The 21462-nt window shown below is 45.3% G+C and carries 17 protein-coding genes and 9 tRNA genes; 4 read left to right on the top strand and 22 right to left on the bottom strand.

Annotation, left to right across the window (positions count from 1 at the left end):
• Window positions 1-132: 132 nt before the first annotated feature.
• Entirely contained in the window at window positions 133-288 is a 156-nt protein-coding gene (locus tag D1970_RS16025; RefSeq protein ID WP_119113874.1) for a DUF1540 domain-containing protein, read from the top strand.
• Window positions 289-327: 39 nt separating this feature from the next.
• Here the strand turns inward: D1970_RS16025 and hmpA are convergent, their stop codons facing one another.
• The 7 genes from hmpA to D1970_RS15990 all read right to left on the bottom strand — a co-directional run bounded on the left by hmpA (window position 328) and on the right by D1970_RS15990 (window position 9167).
• The gene (hmpA, locus tag D1970_RS16020) at window positions 328-1521 is read right to left on the bottom strand and encodes an NO-inducible flavohemoprotein (protein WP_119114143.1); all 1194 of its coding nucleotides are present in this window, start codon (window positions 1519-1521) and stop codon (window positions 328-330) included.
• A 170-nt stretch (window positions 1522-1691) separates the two neighbouring features.
• Window positions 1692-2801, bottom strand: coding sequence for an o-succinylbenzoate synthase (gene menC, locus D1970_RS16015; RefSeq protein WP_259339692.1), 1110 nt, complete (start codon window positions 2799-2801; stop codon window positions 1692-1694).
• A complete protein-coding gene (locus D1970_RS16010) occupies window positions 2798-4300 on the bottom strand; it encodes an o-succinylbenzoate--CoA ligase (RefSeq protein ID WP_119113873.1) in 1503 nt (500 codons plus the stop codon). Before D1970_RS16010 ends, menC begins: the two co-directional genes overlap by 4 nt.
• A 75-nt stretch (window positions 4301-4375) precedes the next feature.
• Window positions 4376-5191, bottom strand: a complete 816-nt coding sequence (menB, locus tag D1970_RS16005; RefSeq protein WP_119113872.1) for a 1,4-dihydroxy-2-naphthoyl-CoA synthase — start codon at window positions 5189-5191, stop codon at window positions 4376-4378.
• Between the two features lie 12 nt (window positions 5192-5203).
• The gene (gene menH, locus D1970_RS16000; protein WP_119113871.1) at window positions 5204-6019 is read right to left on the bottom strand and encodes a 2-succinyl-6-hydroxy-2,4-cyclohexadiene-1-carboxylate synthase; all 816 of its coding nucleotides are present in this window, start codon (window positions 6017-6019) and stop codon (window positions 5204-5206) included.
• Window positions 6016-7767, bottom strand: coding sequence for a 2-succinyl-5-enolpyruvyl-6-hydroxy-3-cyclohexene-1-carboxylic-acid synthase (menD, locus tag D1970_RS15995; protein WP_119113870.1), 1752 nt, complete (start codon window positions 7765-7767; stop codon window positions 6016-6018). The genes menH and menD overlap by 4 nt, the downstream gene beginning before the upstream one ends.
• Window positions 7764-9167, bottom strand: a complete 1404-nt coding sequence (locus D1970_RS15990) for an isochorismate synthase (RefSeq protein ID WP_119113869.1) — start codon at window positions 9165-9167, stop codon at window positions 7764-7766. The genes menD and D1970_RS15990 overlap by 4 nt, the downstream gene beginning before the upstream one ends.
• 341 nt (window positions 9168-9508) lie before the next feature.
• Here D1970_RS15990 and D1970_RS15985 point away from each other — a divergent pair, with 341 nt between their 5' ends.
• The 3 genes from D1970_RS15985 (at window position 9509) to D1970_RS15975 (ending at window position 11124) form a co-directional block, all read left to right on the top strand.
• Entirely contained in the window at window positions 9509-10441 is a 933-nt protein-coding gene (locus D1970_RS15985) for a 1,4-dihydroxy-2-naphthoate polyprenyltransferase (RefSeq protein WP_119113868.1), read from the top strand.
• Between the two features lie 123 nt (window positions 10442-10564).
• The gene (locus D1970_RS15980) at window positions 10565-10816 is read left to right on the top strand and encodes a TraR/DksA C4-type zinc finger protein (protein WP_119113867.1); all 252 of its coding nucleotides are present in this window, start codon (window positions 10565-10567) and stop codon (window positions 10814-10816) included.
• 26 nt (window positions 10817-10842) lie between these two features.
• Window positions 10843-11124: a hypothetical protein gene (locus D1970_RS15975; protein ID WP_119113866.1), complete on the top strand. Its 282-nt coding sequence runs from the start codon at window positions 10843-10845 to the stop codon at window positions 11122-11124.
• Window positions 11125-11176: 52 nt separating this feature from the next.
• Here D1970_RS15975 and speD read toward each other — a convergent pair whose 3' ends face one another.
• From speD to D1970_RS15900, 15 genes are all read right to left on the bottom strand, one after another.
• Window positions 11177-12028: an adenosylmethionine decarboxylase gene (gene speD / locus D1970_RS15970; RefSeq protein ID WP_119114141.1), complete on the bottom strand. Its 852-nt coding sequence runs from the start codon at window positions 12026-12028 to the stop codon at window positions 11177-11179.
• A 116-nt stretch (window positions 12029-12144) separates the two neighbouring features.
• Window positions 12145-14547: a glycogen/starch/alpha-glucan phosphorylase gene (locus D1970_RS15965; RefSeq protein ID WP_119113865.1), complete on the bottom strand. Its 2403-nt coding sequence runs from the start codon at window positions 14545-14547 to the stop codon at window positions 12145-12147.
• Window positions 14537-15985 carry a glycogen synthase GlgA gene (gene glgA / locus D1970_RS15960; RefSeq protein WP_119114140.1) on the bottom strand — a complete coding sequence of 483 codons (1449 nt, stop codon included), beginning with the start codon at window positions 15983-15985 and terminating at the stop codon, window positions 14537-14539. Before glgA ends, D1970_RS15965 begins: the two co-directional genes overlap by 11 nt.
• On the bottom strand, window positions 15982-17010 hold the full coding sequence (locus tag D1970_RS15955) for a GlgC family sugar phosphate nucleotidyltransferase (protein WP_119113864.1): 1029 nt from the start codon (window positions 17008-17010) through the stop codon (window positions 15982-15984). Before D1970_RS15955 ends, glgA begins: the two co-directional genes overlap by 4 nt.
• A 27-nt stretch (window positions 17011-17037) precedes the next feature.
• Window positions 17038-18183, bottom strand: coding sequence for a glucose-1-phosphate adenylyltransferase (locus tag D1970_RS15950; RefSeq protein WP_119113863.1), 1146 nt, complete (start codon window positions 18181-18183; stop codon window positions 17038-17040).
• Window positions 18101-20062, bottom strand: a complete 1962-nt coding sequence (gene glgB, locus D1970_RS15945) for a 1,4-alpha-glucan branching enzyme (RefSeq protein ID WP_119113862.1) — start codon at window positions 20060-20062, stop codon at window positions 18101-18103. Before glgB ends, D1970_RS15950 begins: the two co-directional genes overlap by 83 nt.
• Before the next feature lie 414 nt (window positions 20063-20476).
• Window positions 20477-20548 (bottom strand) — tRNA-Glu (locus D1970_RS15940).
• Window positions 20549-20551: 3 nt separating this feature from the next.
• Window positions 20552-20642: transfer RNA gene (locus D1970_RS15935), tRNA-Ser, on the bottom strand.
• A 3-nt stretch (window positions 20643-20645) separates the two neighbouring features.
• Window positions 20646-20720 (bottom strand) — tRNA-Asn (locus D1970_RS15930).
• Window positions 20721-20734: 14 nt separating this feature from the next.
• Window positions 20735-20811: transfer RNA gene (locus tag D1970_RS15925), tRNA-Ile, on the bottom strand.
• Window positions 20812-20815: 4 nt separating this feature from the next.
• A tRNA-Gly gene (locus tag D1970_RS15920) sits at window positions 20816-20889 on the bottom strand.
• 15 nt (window positions 20890-20904) lie between these two features.
• Window positions 20905-20980, bottom strand: a tRNA-His gene (locus D1970_RS15915).
• Window positions 20981-21019: 39 nt separating this feature from the next.
• Window positions 21020-21092 (bottom strand) — tRNA-Phe (locus D1970_RS15910).
• A gap of 4 nt (window positions 21093-21096) precedes the next feature.
• Window positions 21097-21172, bottom strand: a tRNA-Asp gene (locus D1970_RS15905).
• 5 nt (window positions 21173-21177) lie between these two features.
• A tRNA-Met gene (locus D1970_RS15900) sits at window positions 21178-21251 on the bottom strand.
• Window positions 21252-21462 lie beyond the last annotated feature (211 nt).

Genomic DNA, 21462 nt, shown 5'->3' with positions numbered 1-21462 from the left:
AATGTTTGGTGCGAAAATGAGGATTCACATATTTTCGCCACCACGGAAGTTATATGGTAATTATTGGCTGGTTTTCTCAGCCTAAAAAGAAAATACTATCATTGTTCCATACTTGCTAAGGGGGTCATGCGAATGGCAAAAGATGTTCTATGCGAGGTCAACAACTGCCAGTACTGGGCACATGGAAACCTATGCAGCGCCGACCAGATATACGTTGTCAGCAATGTAGGGGATACAGCTGATAGCTCAGGTGAAACAGACTGTAAAACCTTTGTCCCGGCCGAATAGATAGGAATAAGGGAAAGGGTTCTGCCCTTTCCCTTTCAATTAAAATTGTTCCATTGGTCCAAAGTATTCAAAGTGAATATTGGCGTGCGGCACGCCAAGCTCCCTGAGCGATGAATGAATTGATTTCATGAATGGCACAGGACCGCAAAAGTAGACATCACTATCTGTCAGGTGAACATGCTCTTCCAGCCACTCTTTTGTGACAAAACCTTCTTCATCAAAGCGTCCAGCCTCTCTATCATCTTCGTTCGGGGAATCGTAAAAGACATAGTTGCTCACATTTCCTTTGGCTGCATATGCTCTTACTTCATCGGCCAGGGCGTGCAGCTGACCATTAGATGCTGCATGAATAAAGGATACCTTCCTCTCCGGCTGCGCTTCAACGACAGCCTGAAGCATGCTGACCATTGGTGTAAGGCCTACTCCTCCGCTAATGAGGACAACAGGATTGCTCCCTTTAAGATCAATGACGAAGTCACCTGCAGGGGCGCTGAGTTTCAGGATCATCCCTTCCTCAATTTTATCGTGGAGGTAATTAGAAACCACGCCATCAGGATTGCTATTACTATTTTCTTTTTTTACTGTGATTCGATAATGGTCACGGCCAGGTGCTGCAGACAGACTGTACTGGCGGATATGCGTAAAAGTTTCGTTTTCCATTTCTAGCATGATGCTGATATATTGTCCGGCTACAAACGGTGCAGGCTTGCTCCCATCTTCTGGTTTCAGATAAAAGGAAGTGATATGCTCACTTTCCTTTTCCTTACGGGCCACAATGAAGTTTTTAAACCCCTCCCAGCCCGCCTCCTGGTACATTTCCGCTTCGACACCGATAAAGGCGTCGGCAATCATACCGTATGCCTTAGCCCATGCTTCAATCACATCATCACTCGCAGTAACTCCGAGTACTTCCTTAATAGCGATCAAAAGGTACTTCCCTACGATTGGATATTGGTCCGGCTTGATGCCGAGGCTGCGGTGTTTGTGGGCAATTACTCTGACTGCCGGAAGAATCGCACCAAGATTATCGATATATTGTGCTGCTGCATATACAGTTGAAGCCAAGGCTCTTTGCTGCCTTCCTTGCTTCTGATTGGCATGATTAAAAATATTCAATAATTCAGGATGGTCTTCAAACATCCTTTTATAAAAAACTGTCGTGATTTTTTCTCCGTGTTCTTCAAGGACAGGCACAGTCGATTTAATGATATCTATCGTTTTTTGATCCAACAGAAACAACTCCCTTTATGTAATTAACACTATCAACACAGTAATTATACTCAAAACAAAGAACAGCCTTTGTGATTTGAATCACACTTGCTGTTTTTTAGCAAAAAAAAGAAGCACCCCGGCCTCAATTTTCCTAAAGCTTGGTTACTTCTATTCAAAAGAAAAACGACATTCTATTCAAACATAAATTCTTCTTGGGCAAGTGTAACTTCTTTCAGTCTGCGAAAATCCAGATCAAACCCCAGGCCCGGGCGCTCGGGAATTTTGATCCTTCCCTTTTCTACCACAATCTCCGGTGTGATAATATCCTTTTCCCAATATCGGTCTGAACCCGATATATCACCAGGTATTGTAAAGCCAGGAAGAGAAGCCAGCGCCACGTTATGGGCTCTTGAGACGCCGAACTCAATCATCCCACCGCACCATACCGGTATATGATGCTTCCTGCAATAGTCATGGATTTTCTTTGCGGGCCCCAGTCCGCCGACCCTCCCAGGCTTGATATTGATGACCCGGCAGCTTCCGAGCTTTATCGCTTTTACAGCATCGTCAAGGCTGACAATGCTCTCATCAAGGCATATCGGCGTGCTGATTTTTTTCTGCAAGCTTGCGTGGTCAACGATGTCATCATTGCCCAACGGCTGCTCAATCATCATCAGGCCGTATTCATCAAGAGCCTTTAACTTGTCCACATCTTCCAGGGTGTATGCTGAGTTCGCATCGGCCATGAGATCCAGATTTGGAAATTGGCGGCGGATTTCCGCAACAAATGCCACATCATTTTCCGGGCTAATTTTGATTTTTACCCGGGTATAGCCTTTATCCAGGAAGGTTTCAATTTGGCCAACTGCAGCCTTGATATTCGGAGTCCCAACAACAACCCCTGATGGAATTGAGCCGCCGCACCCGCCAAGAAAAGCCGATAACGATAGACCTTTCCTTCTCGCTTCCAAATCCCAAAGAGCGCTTTCAATCGCTGCCTTGGCCATATGGTTTCTTCTGAAGAAACTAAACAATTTTTCCGTCTCACCAAGGTGCTCAGGCGTTCTTTTTTTTAACAAAGGAATCAAAAAGTCCTTCAGCATATGCCAAGAGGTGCTTACCGTTTCTTCTGTATACCACGGGGATGAAAAAGCCACACCTTCCCCGCAGCCTTTACTGCCATCTTTTCCGGTCACTTCAACAATAATTCCCTCTCGTTCGGACACTGTTTCAAGGTGCGTAGAAAAAGGAACCTTTAACGGCATTTTGATATGATGCAATTTTATCGACCAGATATTCACAACGGCCCCTCCCCACCCTTGGAAGACTCCCGCAGTTCTCTCCGCACTAATTTCTTCGCTGCATTTCGGGGCAGTGTTTCCATGAAGAAAACAAGCTTTGGAACCTTATATTTGGCAAGACGATTTTTACAATAAGCAATAACGTCCTCTTCGGATAAAAGTGCACCTTCCTTTTTGACGATAAAAGCTGCCGGTACCCGGCCCCACTTTGAATCATCAATCCCGGCCACGCCAGCATCGGCAATGCTAGGATGGGAAAACAGGACACTTTCAATTTCAGCTGGGTAAATATTTTCCCCGCCGGAAATGATTAAATCGGATCGCCGGTCTAGCACAAACAGGAAACCATCGCTGTCGAGATAGCCAATGTCCCCTGTATGAAGCCAGCCTTCTTCCATTTTTGCCTCTGTTTCATCAGGGCGGTTATAGTAGCCTGGAGTAACATTGGGACCCTTCACAAGGATTTCACCTTCCATTTTGGCCCCAGCAGCTAATCCATCTTCCCGAATCACCCGAATCTGATTTGGAAACAAGGCTTTCCCAGCAGATCCCAGTTTTAATATGCTGTATTCGGGAGCAAGAGTTGCAAACTGTGAAGATGTTTCCGTCATTCCGTACGTCTGATAAACCGGTATCTGCTTGCTCCGGCAATGTTCAAGTAAAGGCAGCGGGGCAGGGCCGCCGCCCAGGAGCATACAGCGGAAAGAGGCAGGAAAAGAGTTCTCCCCAAGTTCATCCATTATTTGTGAGAGCATTGCAGCGACAGCCGACATGATGGTAATTCCTTTTTGCTTGATGGAATTAACCGCGTTGGTGGCGTCAAAATGCGCGTGGAGGTCAACGCCTATCCCGTAAATCAAACTCCTCATAAGGATGGAATAGCCGCTTATATGGAATATGGGCACGGCACACAACCATTTATCGTTATCATGAATTCCGAGATTAAGTGCCGAACCGCAAGCGCTCCACCAATGGTTCCCATACGTTTGCAAAACACCTTTTGGATTACCTGTCGTTCCGGACGTATACATTATCGTAGACACTTGTCCTAGTTTATATTCCTCCTGCAGGTGAGGGGCGGCATCTGAAGGCATCTCATTGAGCTTTTCTGACACAACCAATGTTATGCTTCCGCCCCCCATGGCCCTTGCAGCGGCTGCCGTCTCTGCAAACCGTTGTTCTACCACCAAGAGGCGCGCTTCGCAATCTCGAATTTGCCAATCAATTTCCCCTGCTGCTAGCCTGGTATTTAAAATGACAATTTCTGATCCAAGCATCTGCAGGGCGTGAAGGATGAATACCGAATCCGGAGTGTTTGACAGCAGTACTGCAACACGAACTCCTTCTTTTGCACCAATCGTTTCAAGACGGCCGGCAGCCAGTACCGAATGCTCGAACATTTCACTGAAAGAGTATGTATCCTCGCCAAAAATCAATCCCGTTCTGTCAGGAGTCAATTCAGCACGCTTTTTCAGCCAGTTTGGAATGGCTGTATCCATAAGAATCACTTCCCTTCGAAAATAGGAAAACAGCCTGATGGTCACCATCAGGCTGCAAAAAGGTCTGTAGAAGGATCAAGGGAACCGAGGGAATTGCCCGAAGTCCGGTTTTCGTTTTTCCTTAAAGGAATCCCGTCCCTCTTTCGCTTCGTCCGTAGTATAGTACAGCAGCGTAGCGTCTCCTGCAAATTGCTGGAGCCCAGCAAGGCCGTCCGTATCTGCGTTCATGGCCGCTTTCAGGAAGCGGAGCGCAGTCGGGCTCTTTTCAAGGATTTCCTCACACCATTTAATCGTTTCTTCTTCCACCTTTTCAAGTGGAACGACAGTGTTGACAAGACCCATGTCGAGTGCTTCCTGTGCATTGTACTGGCGGCAAAGGAACCATATTTCGCGGGCTTTCTTGTGGCCGACAATTCTTGCAAGGTAGCCTGAGCCGTATCCTGCATCAAAGCTGCCGACATTAGGTCCGGTTTGTCCAAAAATTGCATTGTCTGCAGCAATAGTCAAATCACAAACAACGTGGAGGACATGTCCGCCCCCAATTGCATAGCCTCTGACCATGGCAATAACCGGTTTTGGAATGACTCGGATTAAACGCTGAAGATCAAGGACATTCAGGCGCGGAATCTGGTCTTCTCCAACATATCCGCCGTGGCCGCGGACTTTTTGGTCGCCCCCTGAGCAGAAAGCTTTCTCTCCAGCACCTGTAAGTACGATGACTCCAATACTTGAATCGTCACGCGCATAAGCAAATGCATCAATAAGTTCCATTACAGTTTTCGGACGGAACGCATTGTGCACTTCCGGACGATTGATGGTAATCTTGGCAATGCCATTGTATGTTTCGTACAGAATATCTTCATAAGTACGTTCTGATACCCACTCGGTCATCGTATTAGCCTCCTAAATATATGTATTACATAAAAACCTACTTACTATTGTACCAAATTTCTCAGGTTGTTCCACATGAATTGCATGCCCTGCGTCATTTATTGTCAAATGACGGCAATGAGGAATTTTCGAGGACATTTCTTTTGCAATCCCACAAAACTTTGGGTCAAGGCTTCCAGATAGAAGCAGTGTTTCACAGCTGAAGGATTCAATCTCATTCCACCACGATGGCTGTGCACCTGTCCCCATGCCAAGAAGACTGTTGGCAAGCCCTATTGGATTGTTCCCGAGCCGCTGTTGCCGTATTTCTGCACGAACGGCTTTTGGCAGTTTTGTTTGCGAACTGAAAAGTTGAATGCTCTCCCAATAGTCGACAAAGTACTGTATCCCTTTGGATACAATCATTTCTGCGAGCATACCGTCCTGCTTTATTCTTGCTGCTCTCTCTTCATCATTGCGAAGTCCGGGAGAAGTGCTCTCAAGTACAAGCTTTCGCACTTTTTCAGGGTAGCGCGCCGCAAAAGTAACGGCAAGCCTACCTCCCATGGAATAGCCCAGGAAGTCAGCCTGTTCTGCCCCGTTTTCTTCCAGCATTGTAGCAAGGGCATCCGCAGCCTTCTCAATGCTGTAAATTTTTGAATCATGGGGGGACTCCGTCATTCCATGCCCAATCAAATCAGGCATTAGCATGCTTGAATGCTCACCCCATACCGGACAAAAAGCCTTCCAGTTCGTGGCAGCGCCCGTAAATCCATGGAGAGTGACAAGCGGAAAACCGCTTCCGCATTCTTCCGCACGATATTCCACTCCATCCACGCAATACTTCACTGTGCCCCACCTTCCAGCAGAACATCTATTTCCCGGGAAACATAATTCCACAAATCTCGATGTTCCTTCAGGTTTACATCCCTAGATGTTACAATTTCCATTACCTTTAAGCCATTTTTGTGCATGTTTTTTTCAATTGCTTCCCTGAATCCATCCCATTGAGAAATCCTGTCGAAGGTTCCCCCATACATTTCTGTAGCAAGTCTGAAATCAAGATCCAGCGGTGTTCCAAACAGCTTTTCAAAATGCTTAGGATGGCTTGCTTGCGGAAGGAATGAAAAAATGCCGCCGCCATTGTTATTAATCAACAGAATATTGATATTGAGGCTGTTTAGTTTGGATGCTAAAAGACCGTTCAAATCGTGAAAAAAAGTCAAATCACCAAGGACAAGATACAAAGGCCCGGAATGGGCGGCCACTCCTGAAGCTGTGGAAATAATTCCGTCAATCCCATTGGCACCTCTGTTAGCCATCACCCTGATATTCTTCTTGTTAAAATAAAAGAATGTATCGAGATCACGGATTGGCATGCTATTGCCTACGAATAAGACTGCATTTTCCGGCAGCAGTTCCGCCATCATATGAAACAATTTCCCCTCACTAAGCTCTTCCGTATCCCGGACACGAGAAAGGAGGTCTTTTGTCATGTTGTTTAATTCACACCATTTCCTTGTATAACCATTTTCTTTTTCTTCACATAAAAAACTGGAGATGGATTTACAGAACTGTGGCTCATCAGCATATATCATATCGGTAGCTGACATGAAAGGATCTCTCCAGCCATTGCCTCCATCAACAACAATTTGCCTTGAATTCCTATTTTCCTTCAGGAAGATAGATAGAGCTTTCGATACGGGCATGGCCCCAAATCTGATAATGACCTCTGGCTTCAGCTTTTCTTTGACGTTTTCGTTCCGCAGAAAAGTATCATAAGCATCCACAATATACTTTTCGCTGTGTCCCCCGCTTCTCAGCTGCGAGAGCGGATCGGCGAGAATAGGAAATTTCAATTTTTCCGCAAGAAGAACCACTTCCTCTACGAACCCTGCTTCCTCCAGCGGTCCGCAAATGATAATCCCTTTTTCACATGAATGCAGATCATCTGCCAGCTTTTCAAAGAAAGAATCAGGCATGGTTAATTTCCCCTGATGAATGCCTACATAACCTTCCGGGCGTTCTAGCATATCAAACATACCTTCATATAGATTAGGGATAAGGGGTTCACGCAGAGGAAAGTTCAAATGAACCGGGCCGGACGGAAAGCTTGCTGCTGTGGTTGCTGCACGAGCACATACAGTCCGTGCATAACGCCTGGAATCTTCGCCAGCTTCGGGCAGGGACATTTCGACAAACCATTTGACATTGTGTCCGTATAAATGTATTTGGTCAATGGCTTGGGGCGCGCCAACATCCCGCAGTTCATGTGGGCGGTCCGCCGTGATGACAATAAGCGGGACACGTGAAATTCCGGCCTCGATAACAGCAGGATAATAGTTGGCCGCTGCTGTCCCTGATGTACAAAGAATAGCCACAGGCCTATATGAGGCCTTGGCGATTCCCAGCGCAAAAAAAGCGGCAGACCGCTCATCCACATGAATGTGGAGGCGGAGCCGCGGATGTTCCGCCATAATAAGTGCGATGGGGGTTGACCGGGAACCCGGACTGATGACGACATCCTCGACTCCCGCAATTGATAATTCTGCAACAAAACTTGAAATAAAGGCTGTCATATCTTCTTGGTGACTCATAGATTATTTCCTCCAAACGCATTCAGCATTGGGCGAAATTTGATGCTTGTTTCCCTGTATTCACTGTCCGCGTCAGAATCTGCCACAATACCGCAACCGGCAAACAATGATGCTTCTTCTCCCTGGAGAAGGGCAGAGCGTATGGCCACAGCAAATTCGCCGTTTCCGTTATGGTCGAGCCAGCCGAGAGGAGCAGCATAGTAACCTCTGTCTAGCCTCTCCATTTCCCTGATTTTCTCAACAGCAAGTTTCTTTGGGAGACCTCCCAGTGCAGGAGTTGGATGGAGGCGGTCCACCAGGCTGAAAATTGGAGTTCCCCTCCTGTTCTTACCGATTACCGGCGTATATAAATGCTGGATATACTTCATCTTCATAAGCTGAGGAGTAGCTGGAATGATGACTTCATCACATGTTTCTTCCATCGCTTCTCTAATCATATCTACAACATACTGGTGTTCAATCAAGTTTTTCTGATCTTCAAGCAGACTTCTGCCAAGTTTTTCATCCGAGTCCGAATCTGCGCCGCGTCCGATTGACCCTGCAAGGCAGGCAGAAAAAACACTGTTCCCTTCCTTTTTTACAAGACGTTCCGGTGTCGCCCCAATAAAGCAATCACCATTGGACTCAAATGCAAAAATAAAGCTGCCTTGCTGCTCTTTTAGCAAACGGAACAACACACTCTCTGCTTCTGCTGCCTTCGAAAAGCGGAGGCGGAGTTCTCGCGCAAGCACTACTTTTTTCAACGGGCTATCCTTCAGCTCTCTGACCAGCTCTGACACGCTTTCCTTCCATTCTTCTGGTGCAATCTCTATTACTTCCTGCAAAGCAGGCATGGGCAGCACAGGTTGTTTTTGAGCCAGAAGGATGATCTGCCTCTCTTGTAAAACTTTTTCATACAGATCCGCATCATCGTGCTGAGTGCAAATAACATTGCTGGTGAAATAAGCCTGTCCTCCGGCAACTGTCAGCATATATTTCGGAACATGGAAATGGGAGTCTGAAAATTTCGACCAAAGACCAGTCTTCTCCTTCAAAGGATCAAAGGAAAATCCCCCGAACATAAGAGGCCCGGTGCCTGAAGTTTTATATTCATCAAGAATAACCGCTGTTTCTATAAAGCGGTTCCATTCTTTTTCCGTCTTCGTAAAACGCCCTCTAACACCATCATGCTGGATCAGCCGGCAATTCCCCAACCCTGCAATGATATGCCTGCTGTCCGGGTCCTTCCAAAAAAAGCGCTCGCCCAAAAACTGCTCCCTTCCTGCGTTAAAAAAAGAGAATGGATCAATATCGGCAATTTTTTGGACTTCGCTTACCAATACAGGTTGAACCGTTTCTTTGGCCAGTCGTATTGCAGAAAGGATACCTTCCCTCAACTCGGTTTCTTGAATGGTAACCAAAATAATCCCTCCAATAACAGCCTCTCACTGTTATTACACGTTTTCAAACTTATTTTAAGATACACCCCACGTATGACAATGTCAATAACAGCCATCATGATAGCGACTAGTTTTATCCTTATTATATATTTAACTCTCTCCATGCAATATAAGCAACCAAACCACAGGGAATATTTCCCGGTTTAAGGAGTTAAATTTGATTGACAGCGGATACAGCAGAATCTACACTTTAATTGTAGTGTATACACCATTTTTACCATGAAGCAATTTTGACAGATTTACGTACTTTTGATAGGATTATATGGTTTGTTTATATAAATTCAAGGGAGAGAATGAGAACTATGCATACACAGCTTCACACTAGTTCTTCGCCAATCCAAAGAAACCATGGCTGGAAAGTTTGGTGGCAGTTAACCCGCCCTCATACATTGACAGCAGCCTTTGCACCAGTCCTGCTTGGGACAGCACTGGCTGTTGAAATAACCGATCTTCACCTAGGGCTATTCATCGCTATGCTTGTCGCCAGTCTATTGATCCAGGCTGCGACAAATATGTTCAACGAATATTACGATTATAAAAGGGGACTTGATACAGACGAGTCTGTCGGCATTAGCGGAGCGATCGTCCGTGACGGACTCAAGCCAGGCACTGTCCTATCGCTTGCCCTCATTCTTTATGGCATCGCTATGATCACCGGTGTTTATATTTGCGCCCATAGCAGCTGGTGGCTCGCGGCCATCGGCCTGGTGTCCATGGCGGCCGGTTATCTATATACAGGCGGCCCGCTTCCGATAGCCTACACGCCATTCGGCGAAATAGTGGCCGGATTTTTCATGGGACTGCTGATTATCCTGATTTCTTTCTACATCCAGACTGGCACAATTACCGAAACAAGCATCCTTGTTTCATTGCCGAGCTTCGTACTCGTAGGCGCCATCCTTCTAGCTAACAATATCCGTGACCTTGATGGCGACCGGAGATTCGGAAGAAAGACGCTGGCAATACTTCTGGGACGTAAAGGAGCAATTACCTTACTCGCAGGTATGTTCATCAGTTCTTATGTTTGGGTTGTTGTCCTCATTTTCCTTGGGGTCATATCCCCGTGGCTTGGGCTCGTTGCCCTTAGCCTGCCGAAAGCCCTTGCAGCTGTGAGAGGATTTATCAGGAACAAAAATCCGCTGCAAATGATGCCGGCCATGAAAGCTACAGCACAGACAAACACGATTTTCGGGTTATTGCTGTCAGCTGGATTGTTCATTGGCTTCTTTCTTTAAAGGATACTCCAGGCTTCCGCCAGCTTACGCGGAAGCTTTTTCTATGTTTCCGGATAACGGCAAAGGGTATTAAATAGATATGTATTATCAAATACCATAGCATAGAATGAAGATGTGAGAAACTTGCTGTCAACCCAACAAATAGATCAACTGAAAACAGTTCTTCAAGAGGATAGAGAAACCCTCCGCATGCAAATTGAGGGCAACCATGAGGAAGGATACTTAAATGGGAGCGCCAGCGAAGCGACAGGAAAACTTTCTGCATATGATAACCATCCGGCAGACAGCGGAACCGAGCTGTTCGAAAGAAGTAAAAATATTGCGATGGACGAGCACCATGAAGGCCAGTTAAGTAAGATTGATTCTGCACTTTAAGCCATGGTGGATGGGACTTACGGCAAATGCCGGGAATGCGGGAAAGACCCAATTCGGGACGTCTGAAACGCCAGCTGATGTTCTCGGAGAACATAGCAATTACGATGATCTTTATGATGACAGTCAGAGTGATGAGGGGTTTTCCGAGGATTATGAATCGTTCTCAGGTACAGATAGATATCGATGGAAAGAATCAAAAAATCTATCCAAATAAAAAAGAAGAAGCGTATGAAGAAATGCTGGACAATGCAGGAACGGAATCGCAGCTTGGCGATATTCCTTACCGCAGGAAGGACAACTATATTTAGGACAATTAGAAATCAAAGAATGAGTAGTATACGACAAAAGTAGTTCCAAGAATCAGGAACTGCTTTTGTCTGTACCTCCATATGAACCTATCCAGCCATTACCTGTATTTTTCCCATAAAAAATTTCATCCATTTCAAGCTGAACCTTCTTGGTGATTTCTTCTGCTTCTCCGTCATTGAGCTTGTCTTTAGTGTATCCGAACAAATAATTATTTAGGTCAAAATCCTTCAATTTGCACTTTGTATGAAAGATGTTTTCCTGATATACGTTAACATCAATCATTTGGAACAGACTTTTAAGGTCCTCCGGTATATAATTTTGGATGCTGCTGATTTCATGATCGATAAAAAGTTTATGGCCACTTTTATCCCTTGTAAAACCTCTTACTTTATAATCCATCGTCATGATGTCGGTATCAAAGGAACGAATTAAGTAGTGAAGCGCCTTTAAAGGGGAAATTTCCCCGCAGGTGGAGACATCGATATCCGCCCGGAAGGTGCTAATTCCTTCATCCGGGTGGTATTCCGGATACGTATGGACGGTAATGTGGCTTTTATCCAGCTGCAAGACTACATTGTCAGGAAGCGGCCCCGGTGATTCCGCAAAGGATTCTGTAGGAACCTCAACCACTAGCTCTTCGGAAATCAAAACTGTAACGCTTGCCCCCTGGGGAACATAATCCTGTTTAGCAACATTCAAGACATGGGCTCCAATAATCTCAGAGACCTTCATTAAAATGTTTGTCAGCCTGTCCGCATTATAATGTTCATCAATATATTCAATATAGGCTTCACGTTCTTCTCTGGTTTTTGTATAACAAATATCATACATATTGAAACTTAAAGATTTCGTTAAGTTATTGAATCCGTGCAATTCGATTCTTTGCTGGTTTGTGAGCTTCATGCTGTATTGTTTCCCCCTTCTAATCAAACTGCCGCACTGCTTTTTTTTATGATACCCTTCCGGAAAAATTAAAAACAAAAAACTCCGCCCGATAAAGGCGGAGTAAAAAATTCCGATTACTTTTTTGCATGGGAAGATATATTCCAGATTTGTCCCGCATACTCCTTGATCGTCCTGTCACTGGAGAAATAGCCGGATTTGGCAATATTGAAGAGGCTCATTTGACGCCATGATTCCTTGTCACTATAGCACTTGCCGATCCTTTCATGGGTATCAGCATAGGAGGCAAAGTCTCTATACACAAAATATTGGTCATTATGGGAAAGCAACGAATCGTATATTGCCGTGAATTCATTTTCGGTATCTGGGAAAAATCCATTAATCAACTGATCCGTCACCTGGCGGATTCTCTTATCATGATGATAGTATTCGTGTGAATAGTAACCGCCATTTTTTTGGTATTCCATTACTTCTTCTGCAGTTAAACCAAACAGAAAAATATTTTCCCTTCCGACCAATTCAGTGATTTCTACGTTTGCACCATCCAAAGTCCCCACGGTTAATGCGCCGTTCATCATAAACTTCATGTTCCCTGTCCCTGAAGCTTCCTTGCTGGCGGTGGAAATTTGTTCACTGACATCGGAAGCCGGAAAAATTTCCTCAGCAAGAGAAACTCTGTAATTCTCAAGAAAGACAACCTTCAGCCTGTCGTTAACTTGAGGGTCGGTATTTACTTTTTCAGCGACGGTATTGATCAGCTTAATGACTTTCTTGGCAAAATAATATCCCGGAGATGCTTTGGCACCAAATATGAAGGTCAGTGGGAAAAATTCAAATCCTGAATCCTCTTTCATTCTGTTGTATAAATACATGATATGGAGAATGTTTAAAAGCTGGCGTTTGTAGGCATGCAGCCGCTTAACCTGTACATCAAATATGGAATGGGTATCAACTGCAATTCCATTCTTCTCGAGTATTCTTTTCGCCAGACGCTCTTTGTTGACAGCTTTTATGCGGCTGAGCTCTTCAAGAAACCCATTGTCCTCCTTGAACTTTAGAAGTCTCTCCAGTTCTTTTGTATCTTCAATCCAGTCTTCCCCTATCGATTCAGAAACTAGGCTGGAGAGCGAAGGGTTAGCCTTAAGCAGCCAGCGGCGGTGGGTTATCCCATTCGTTTTGTTGTTGAATCTGTCAGGAAACTCTTGGGAGAACAGCCTCATTTCCCGCTCTTTCAAAATTTCCGTATGAAGTTTTGCTACACCGTTTACGCTGTGGCTTCCTATTATAGCTAGAGGAGCCATTCTTACTTCCTCCTGCGCAATGACAGACATACTTTCGATCCTTTTCCAATCTCCGGGGTACTTTTCCCATAGCGAGTGGCAAAAACGCTCGTTTATTTCTTTCACGATCATATAAACCCTTGGAAGAAGCGGCTGAAAAATGTGTACCGGCCATCTTTCAAGCGCTTCCGACAAAGTAGTATGATTTGTGTAGGAAAGTGTATGCCAGGTAATGTGCCACGCTTCATCCCAGCCAAGGCCCTCTTCATCCATCAAAACTCTCATCAATTCCGGGACAGCAAGTGCAGGGTGTGTGTCATTGATATGGATAGCGACATGGTTGTGCAGGTCAAGCAGGCTCCCATTTTGCTTTTTGTATGACGCCAGGATTGACTTCAGGCTTGCTGCGACAAGCAAATACTGCTGCTTCAGTCTTAGGATTTTCCCTTCATCATGTGTATCGTCTGGGTAGAGGAATTCCGAAATCATTTCTGTTTCCTTTTTATACTTTAATACATCGCCGCTATCCATATATCTGGAGGGCTCTGCCGTCCACAGCCTTAGCGTATTCACCGTATCTGTATGGTAGCCGATAACAGGCATATCATATGGAACAGCCGTTACAGTTTCGGCGTCAAGATGACGAAATACAAGCCTCCCATTTTCCCAGTAGCTTTCTACCCTGCCCCAGTAGGGAATTTGAACGGAAGCATCAGCTTTCCTTACTTCCCAGACGTGTCCATGCCTTAGCCACTGCTCTGGCAATTCAACTTGATATCCTTCAATAATCTTTTGTTCAAACAATCCGTATTTATAACGGATCCCGCAGCCGTGACCTGGCATTCCCTGCGAGGCAAGGGAATCAAGGAAACATGCGGCTAGCCGCCCAAGGCCTCCATTTCCGAGGCCCGCGTCCGCTTCATTCTCTTCAAGTTCATCAAGATCGATTCCAAGGCTGTCGAGTCCATTTCTGACTGCATCTTCAATCCCCAGGTTCATTAAATTTTGACGCAGAAGCCTTCCGAGAAGAAACTCGATGGATAAATAATAAACTTGTTTCTGCCTCAATGTCCTGTATTGTTCATTCGTTTTGATCCAGTCTGAGCTCACGCATTCCCTGACCATGGTACCAAGTGTCTGGAATTGTTCCCGCTTCGTGCTTTCACTGAAGCTGATTCCATGCATCATCTCGAGCTTCTTCAAAAAAGCCGCCTTAAATTCTTCACCATTAGCAAACATGCGTTTCACTCCCTGTGATGAGATCTTTGTACAGCTCTTGATAGACTTTGGCAGATGTGGACCAGCTAAAATCCAGTTCCATTACGGTTTGGACAAGATTATTCCATTCCTGATTGTTCCTGTAAATAGCCAAGGCCCTTTCTATTGTGAAAAGCATGTCATGTGCGTTGAAATTGGTAAAAGTAAAGCCGCTTCCGCTCTTATCTTCCGGATTATACGATTGGACAGTATCGTTCAACCCTCCGGTTTCACGAACAATCGGAACCGTTCCGTACCGCATTGCAATCAGCTGGCTTAAGCCGCAAGGTTCAAATTTCGAAGGCATTAGAAACATGTCAGCTCCAGCGTAAATGCGGTGTGCCAGACTTTCGTCAAAACCAATCAATACCCTGCACTGCTGAGGATATTGGGAAGCCATTTGGGTGAGGAACTGTTCAAATTCAATATCACCCGTTCCAAGTACAATCATTTGCACCCCTGTTTTCATGATTTCATGGAAGATGCCCCTCACAAGGTCAAGCCCTTTTTGCTTTGTCAGCCTAGTAACCATTGCCATTAGGGGCTGCTCGTTTTCTGGAAGGCCGTACTGGCACTGCAATGACATCTTATTAAGCTGCTTCCCCGCTAGGTCCCTTGATGTAAATGCTGCTTCGAGGCTGGAATCGTTGCTAGGATCATACAGGGAGTTATCGATTCCATTCAATACCCCCTTCAAGTCAGCTTTTCGCATTCTCAGGATCCCATCAAGCTTTTCCCCAAAGTAAGGAGTTTGTATTTCCTCCATATACGTAGGGCTGACCGTTGTAATTTTATCCGAAGAAACAAGGGCTGCTTTCATAAAATTGATATTGCCATAGAATTCGAGCTGCTCCGGGTTGAAGTAACGGTAGCTTAAGCCTAGCAGATCACCGAGTGTCTCAGGTGGGAAAATCCCCTGAAATTGAAGATTGTGAATGGTAAAAACCGTTTTGATATGATTGCAGCGTGCATCAGAGTTATATTCTGTCCTAAGCAGAAAAGGAATCATTCCCGCATGCCAGTCATGGCAATGCAGGATGTCCGGAAAAAACTCGATTTGGAACATGGCCTCAAGTACTGCCCGGTTAAAATAAGCGAATTTCTCACCGTCATCATAATCGCCATACATCTGGTTTCGCTTAAAATAATATTCGTTGTCGATAAAGTAATAAGTTATACCTTCATGTTTCAATTCTTCTATCCCGCAGTACTGCCGCCTCCACCCTACCTGGACAATAAACTCCGCTCTCTTCTTCATGGCCTTTTTAAATTTTTCGGGGATCAAGGCATATTTAGGCAGGATTACCCTGATATCGGCTCCAGCCTTTTTTAGCTCGGAGGGCAGTGTCCCTGCTACATCTGCAAGGCCGCCTGATTTGATAAATGGGACACATTCCGATACTGCAAATAATACTTTCACGAATTCATCCACGCCCCCTGCACGGTTCCTTTGCGGACAACATAAGGCTTTTTGCCGCTGGCCTTAATATGTGCACCTCTTTCGACTTTTACATCCTTGTCCAGGATTGCACCTTCAACAATACAATTCTCTTCTATCTTCGACTTTTGCATGATAATGCAGTTTCTCACGACAGCCCCTTTTCCAATTTTGACCCCTCGAGCAATAATGCTGTTTTCAACAGTCCCCTCAATGAGCCCACCATTGGCAACCATCGTGTTATGAACATAGGCTTCCCTTGCGTAGCGGGTCGGAGGCTCATCTTTTACTTTTGTAAGGATTGGCCTTTCTCTAGGAAAGAGCTGGTTCCAAACTTCAGGCTCGAACAAATCCATGCTGGCGGAAAAATATGTATCCACCGAATCAATCATGGCTGCATATCCTTCATAAGGATAACTGCAAAGAGAAAGGGGGCTGTTGGGATCAGTTGCTGCATCTCTTACGCTTAAATATCCGGTTTCATGCCGTGTTTCAATGAGTTCCCGGAGAAGTGACGTTTTCAGCAGGTACATTCCGAGTGAAACTCCACCTTTCCTTATGGCAGTAATATCGCAGCCCGATGCGATATGCCACTCAAGGACAGGAAAGAAATGTGTGTTAAAAATAGTGCAGGCATTGGTAATGAGTGTATACTCCTGCTCACTGCGTTTAAAAAAATCAATATTTGCAGCAAAGTGATCAAGAGGGCCTACGCCGGTTACAGGATGGTCAAGGCGTGGGGATGGAAAGAAAAATAGTCCGTCACGCTTTCTATTAAGGTCCCAGTTCCTTCCTGATCCAAGGTGGTCCATAAGCGACCTGTACTGGTATTTTGGAAAAATAGCTACACTCTGTATTCCTGAATTCACCATATTGGATAGCACAAAATCAATCAGCCTGTATCTTCCCCCAAACGGGATAGCTGCCGGCGAACGGTGCAGCGTCAATTCTTGAAGACCTTCATGGAAGGCTGTAGCATCAATGACACCAAGCAAGCGTTTTTCCAACATAATCCTCCTCTCATTGTCATTATGTCAACAGGATAAAAACTGTTTGATACTGTCCTCGGATACAAGAACGATCTCCCCCTGTATATCAGGTGTTATTACCGTTCCAGCAGGTATGTTGATTCCTGGTGAAACGATTGCTTTTTCTATATGACACCCTTTGCCAATAACAGCATCTGGCATGATGACGGACTCTTTAACAGCAGCCCCCTCCTTGACAGTAACTCCCTGGAACACAACAGAGCGGACAACTTTTCCTTCCACCATACAGCCTTCATTTATGAGTGATTCTGTCACAAATGCATGCTGGCCGATATATTGAGGGGGCTGATTTGGATTAACCGAATAGATTCGCCAGGTGTAATCAAACAAATCTAATCCGCACATATCGTCAAGAAGATCCATATTCGCTTCCCAAAGGCTGCGTATAGTCCCCACATCTTTCCAGTATCCTTTAAATGGATAAGCGAATACCTTTTTTCCTTCTTCCAACATACGCGGGATAATATCTTTCCCAAAATCATGACTCGACTGCGGAATAATGTTATCCTTTTCCAAACAATCCTCCAGGACACTGTAATTGAAAATATATATGCCCATGGACGCAAGATTGCTTTTCGGCTCGGCAGGTTTTTCCGTAAATTCAACAATCCTCATATCCTCATCTGTATCCATAATCCCAAATCTGCATGCTTCCTCCCACGGGACTTCAATAACAGAAATGGATGCATCTGCACCTTTTTCAATATGGGCCTCAAGCATTTTTTCATAGTCCATTTTGTAAATATGGTCACCAGAAAGAATCAGGACATAATCGGGCTGATGATGCTTGAGATAATTCAGGTTTTGGAAGATGGCGCTCGCTGTTCCCGAATACCACTTAACTTCCCCTGAAGCGGTATAGGGAGGGAGGACAGTAACACCCCCATCTTTCCTATCAAGGTCCCATGCGCTTCCAATCCCTATATAAGAATTCAGGACAAGCGGCTGGTATTGTGTCAGCACCCCGACAGTGTTAATGCCAGAGTTCGTACAATTGCTAAGCGGGAAGTCAATGATGCGGTACTTCCCTCCAAATGGAACCGCCGGCTTAGCTATGTCTCTTGTCAACGAGTTTAGCCTGCTTCCCTGCCCCCCTGCGAGTAGCATGGCGACCACCTTTTTCTTTTGCATCTGCTTCACTCCTCCCCTTCCGATTTTTAACTGGACGCAAAATACTGATTCCGAACGGTGGAATATTCAATTCAATCGAATAGGCTCTACCATGAAAATGGATATTCTCCGCCTTTACGGGATTCTTGTTTATGACCCCGGAGCCTCCGTAAACCTCGGCATCGCTATTTAATACTTCCCTGTAAGCAGCCTTGTATGGGACGCCGATCCGGTAGCCTGAATAGGCCCTTTCAGTGAAGTTGCAAATAATGATAAGGAACTCTTCCGATTTACTTCCTTTTCGGACAAAGGAGAACACGGATTGTTCATGGTTATCGGCATCAATCCATTCAAACCCCTCCTGCACGTTGTCAAGCTCATACAGAGGCTTGCAGCGTTTGTAAATTTTAAGAGCATCCTTCACAAAAATGTTGAGACTGGAGTGCATATCGTAGTCCAGCAAATGCCAGTCAAGCTGCTCTTTGTCCTTCCACTCAGCAAATGGTCCAAGCTCTGTTCCCATAAAAGTAAGCTTTTTTCCTGGATGCGCCATCATGTAACCTAAAAGGAGCCTAAGCTGTGCAAACTTTTGCCAATAGTCACCGGGCATTTTATCGAGCAAGGACTTTTTCCCATGAACGACTTCATCATGAGAAAAAGGAAGCACAAAACTTTCGGTAAAAGCATACAGCAATGAAAATGTCACTTTACTATGAAGATGTTTCCTTTTTCCAGGGGATGTCTCCATATATTTCAGCATGTCGTTCATCCATCCCATATTCCACTTGTATGTAAATCCCAGTCCGCCTTCTTCCGGCTTCTGCGTTACGTTTGGCCAGTCAGTTGAATCCTCAGCCATCATCAGCACGCCGGGAGTGTGCTCCGCCACCGTGCGGTTCAGCTTCTTTAAGAAATCAACTCCATAAGGGTTAACTGATTGGTCTGAATTTGGCCAATAAATGATATTGGCCACAGCATCTACCCTGAAGCCGTCAATATGATAGCGTTCAGCCCAAAAAATAGCATTGGAGATTAAAAAGCTTAGAACCTCGGTTTTCCCCAAATCAAAGTTGGCTGTTCCCCAAACGGTATTTTCTCTGTCCAGTTCATGTTGATACTCATATGCAAAACTCCCGTCGAAGCTATACAGGCCCTGCTCATCCTTACAAAAATGTCCTGGTACCCAGTCAAGAATCACACCAAGGCCGTTTTGATGACACTGGTCTACAAAGTACATGAAGTCCTCTGGAAGTCCATAGCGGCTTGTAACTGAATAATAGCCTGTCGACTGGTAGCCCCATGATATATCAAGCGGATGCTCTCCCAAGGGGAGCACCTCTATATGCGTATAGCCATGAGAAAGAACATAGGGGATCACTTGATCTGCCAGCTCCCTGTAGGAAAGGAAGGAACCATCTTTTTTCTTCTTCCAGGAGCTAAAATGGATCTCATAAATGGCTACAGGGCTTGAATGGCTGTCTTTCTTCTGACGTTTACGCATCCAATTCCGGTCATTCCAGGCATAACCATCAAGAGGATGGACGATCGAGGCCGTATTTGGCCTAAGTTCGGAACGAAATGCAAATGGATCTGCTTTTAGCTTAATATCTCCCTCATTCGTGATAATCTCATATTTGTATAGCTCCCCAGTTAAGTCTCTATTGACTGTAAAGACCCACACGCCCTGTTTATTCAGCTTTTCAAATTCACAGCCGTTCCCTATCCAGCCATTAAAACTTCCAGCCAGGCGTACTTGCCGAGCCTCGGGTGCCCAGACACAAAAGCGAGTATATGCTAAGGTGCTGTCTTTTATGACATGTGCGCCAAATAGTTCATGGCTCCTGAAATAATTTCCTTCATGAAATAAATGAATCTGAAAATCAGTTGGGTTCATAATCATCTCTTTCTCACCTGCCCAGTTAAGTCCACTCTCACAGTACTATTCTCGCCGCCAGGATAAAACCCTTGAAAATACTTTTTAAATCTTTCGACAATTTTCTTTGTAATTCTTGCATTAAGCGCTTCCATCCCTGTTAAATAGGTTTACGACAAAATCAGCAAAACCCATAAAATCACTTGGTAAATTGACACACCCGCAACAATGCAGCTTTTTTTAGTAAGCAAACAAAAAAGCCACAAGCATGAGCTTGCAGCTTTGTATTGTAAGTGGGATTCTTTTTGATTCGCACTCTACTAATAAGGGACATCCTTACTTTCTGAAGAGTAAAATGAAATTAACATCCTCTAATTAGGGCGGTTCATTTTCCCGGACAAAAAAAATAAACTGCAAGCTATTGCTTGCAGTTTATTTTTATGACCCCTACGGGATTCGAACCCGTGTTACCGCCGTGAAAGGGCGGTGTCTTAACCGCTTGACCAAGGGGCCAAATGGCGGAGAAGGAGGGATTTGAACCCTCGCGCCGCTTACGCGACCTACACCCTTAGCAGGGGCGCCTCTTCAGCCTCTTGAGTACTTCCCCGTATGGCTCCGCAGGTAGGATTCGAACCTACGACCGTTCGGTTAACAGCCGAATGCTCTACCACTGAGCTACTGCGGAATAATATAAAGAAATGGTGGGCCTAAATGGACTCGAACCATCGACCTCACGCTTATCAGGCGTGCGCTCTAACCAGCTGAGCTATAGGCCCACAATGGAGCGGGTGATGGGAATCGAACCCACATCAACAGCTTGGAAGGCTGTGGTTTTACCACTAAACTACACCCGCATATTAAATTAAACATGGGGCGACTGATGGGAATCGAACCCACGAATGTCGGAACCACAATCCGATGCGTTAACCACTTCGCCACAATCGCCATTATATCCAAAATTGTAAACTAGCCATTAATTAAAGGTGGCTCAGGACGGAATCGAACCGCCGACACAAGGATTTTCAGTCCTTTGCTCTACCGACTGAGCTACTGAGCCAAACTGGCGGTCCCGACCGGGATCGAACCGGCGATCTCCTGCGTGACAGGCAGGCATGTTAACCGCTACACCACGGGACCATAGATTGCGGGGGCAGGATTTGAACCTGCGACCTTCGGGTTATGAGCCCGACGAGCTACCGGACTGCTCCACCCCGCGACGGTAATATTTGATATAAACTTGCTTATGCTCACAGAGAGCAATGACTGTCCCGATCTCAGAAGCCTATTCAAGCAGCAATTCGATCGGTACAACTCGCAGTAATTCAGTGAAGTAACGCTCGTTGCTCCACCCCGCGACGGTAATATTAAATTGGATCTAGATGATAAAAGTAATATGGAGGAGGAAGAGGGATTCGAACCCCCGCGCG

The organism is Mesobacillus zeae, from assembly GCF_003570705.1.
Taxonomy (GTDB): domain Bacteria; phylum Bacillota; class Bacilli; order Bacillales; family Cytobacillaceae; genus Mesobacillus_C; species Mesobacillus_C zeae.
The sequence above is the reverse complement of the archived record's forward strand: the minus strand, read 5'-3'. Positions and strand labels throughout refer to the sequence as shown.

Excerpts from the sequence above, each read along its gene's own strand:
- D1970_RS16025 (WP_119113874.1), top strand. The coding sequence starts at position 133 with ATGGCAAAAGATGTTCTATGCGAGGTCAACAACTGCCAGTACTGGGCA.
- D1970_RS16010 (WP_119113873.1), bottom strand. The coding sequence starts at position 4,300 with ATGGATACAGCCATTCCAAACTGGCTGAAAAAGCGTGCTGAATTGACT.
- menB (WP_119113872.1), bottom strand. The coding sequence starts at position 5,191 with ATGACCGAGTGGGTATCAGAACGTACTTATGAAGATATTCTGTACGAA.
- menD (WP_119113870.1), bottom strand. The coding sequence starts at position 7,767 with ATGAGTCACCAAGAAGATATGACAGCCTTTATTTCAAGTTTTGTTGCA.
- D1970_RS15985 (WP_119113868.1), top strand. The coding sequence starts at position 9,509 with ATGCATACACAGCTTCACACTAGTTCTTCGCCAATCCAAAGAAACCAT.
- D1970_RS15975 (WP_119113866.1), top strand. The coding sequence starts at position 10,843 with ATGCCGGGAATGCGGGAAAGACCCAATTCGGGACGTCTGAAACGCCAG.
- speD (WP_119114141.1), bottom strand. The coding sequence starts at position 12,028 with ATGAAGCTCACAAACCAGCAAAGAATCGAATTGCACGGATTCAATAAC.
- D1970_RS15965 (WP_119113865.1), bottom strand. The coding sequence starts at position 14,547 with ATGTTTGCTAATGGTGAAGAATTTAAGGCGGCTTTTTTGAAGAAGCTC.
- D1970_RS15950 (WP_119113863.1), bottom strand. The coding sequence starts at position 18,183 with ATGCAAAAGAAAAAGGTGGTCGCCATGCTACTCGCAGGGGGGCAGGGA.
- glgB (WP_119113862.1), bottom strand. The coding sequence starts at position 20,062 with ATGATTATGAACCCAACTGATTTTCAGATTCATTTATTTCATGAAGGA.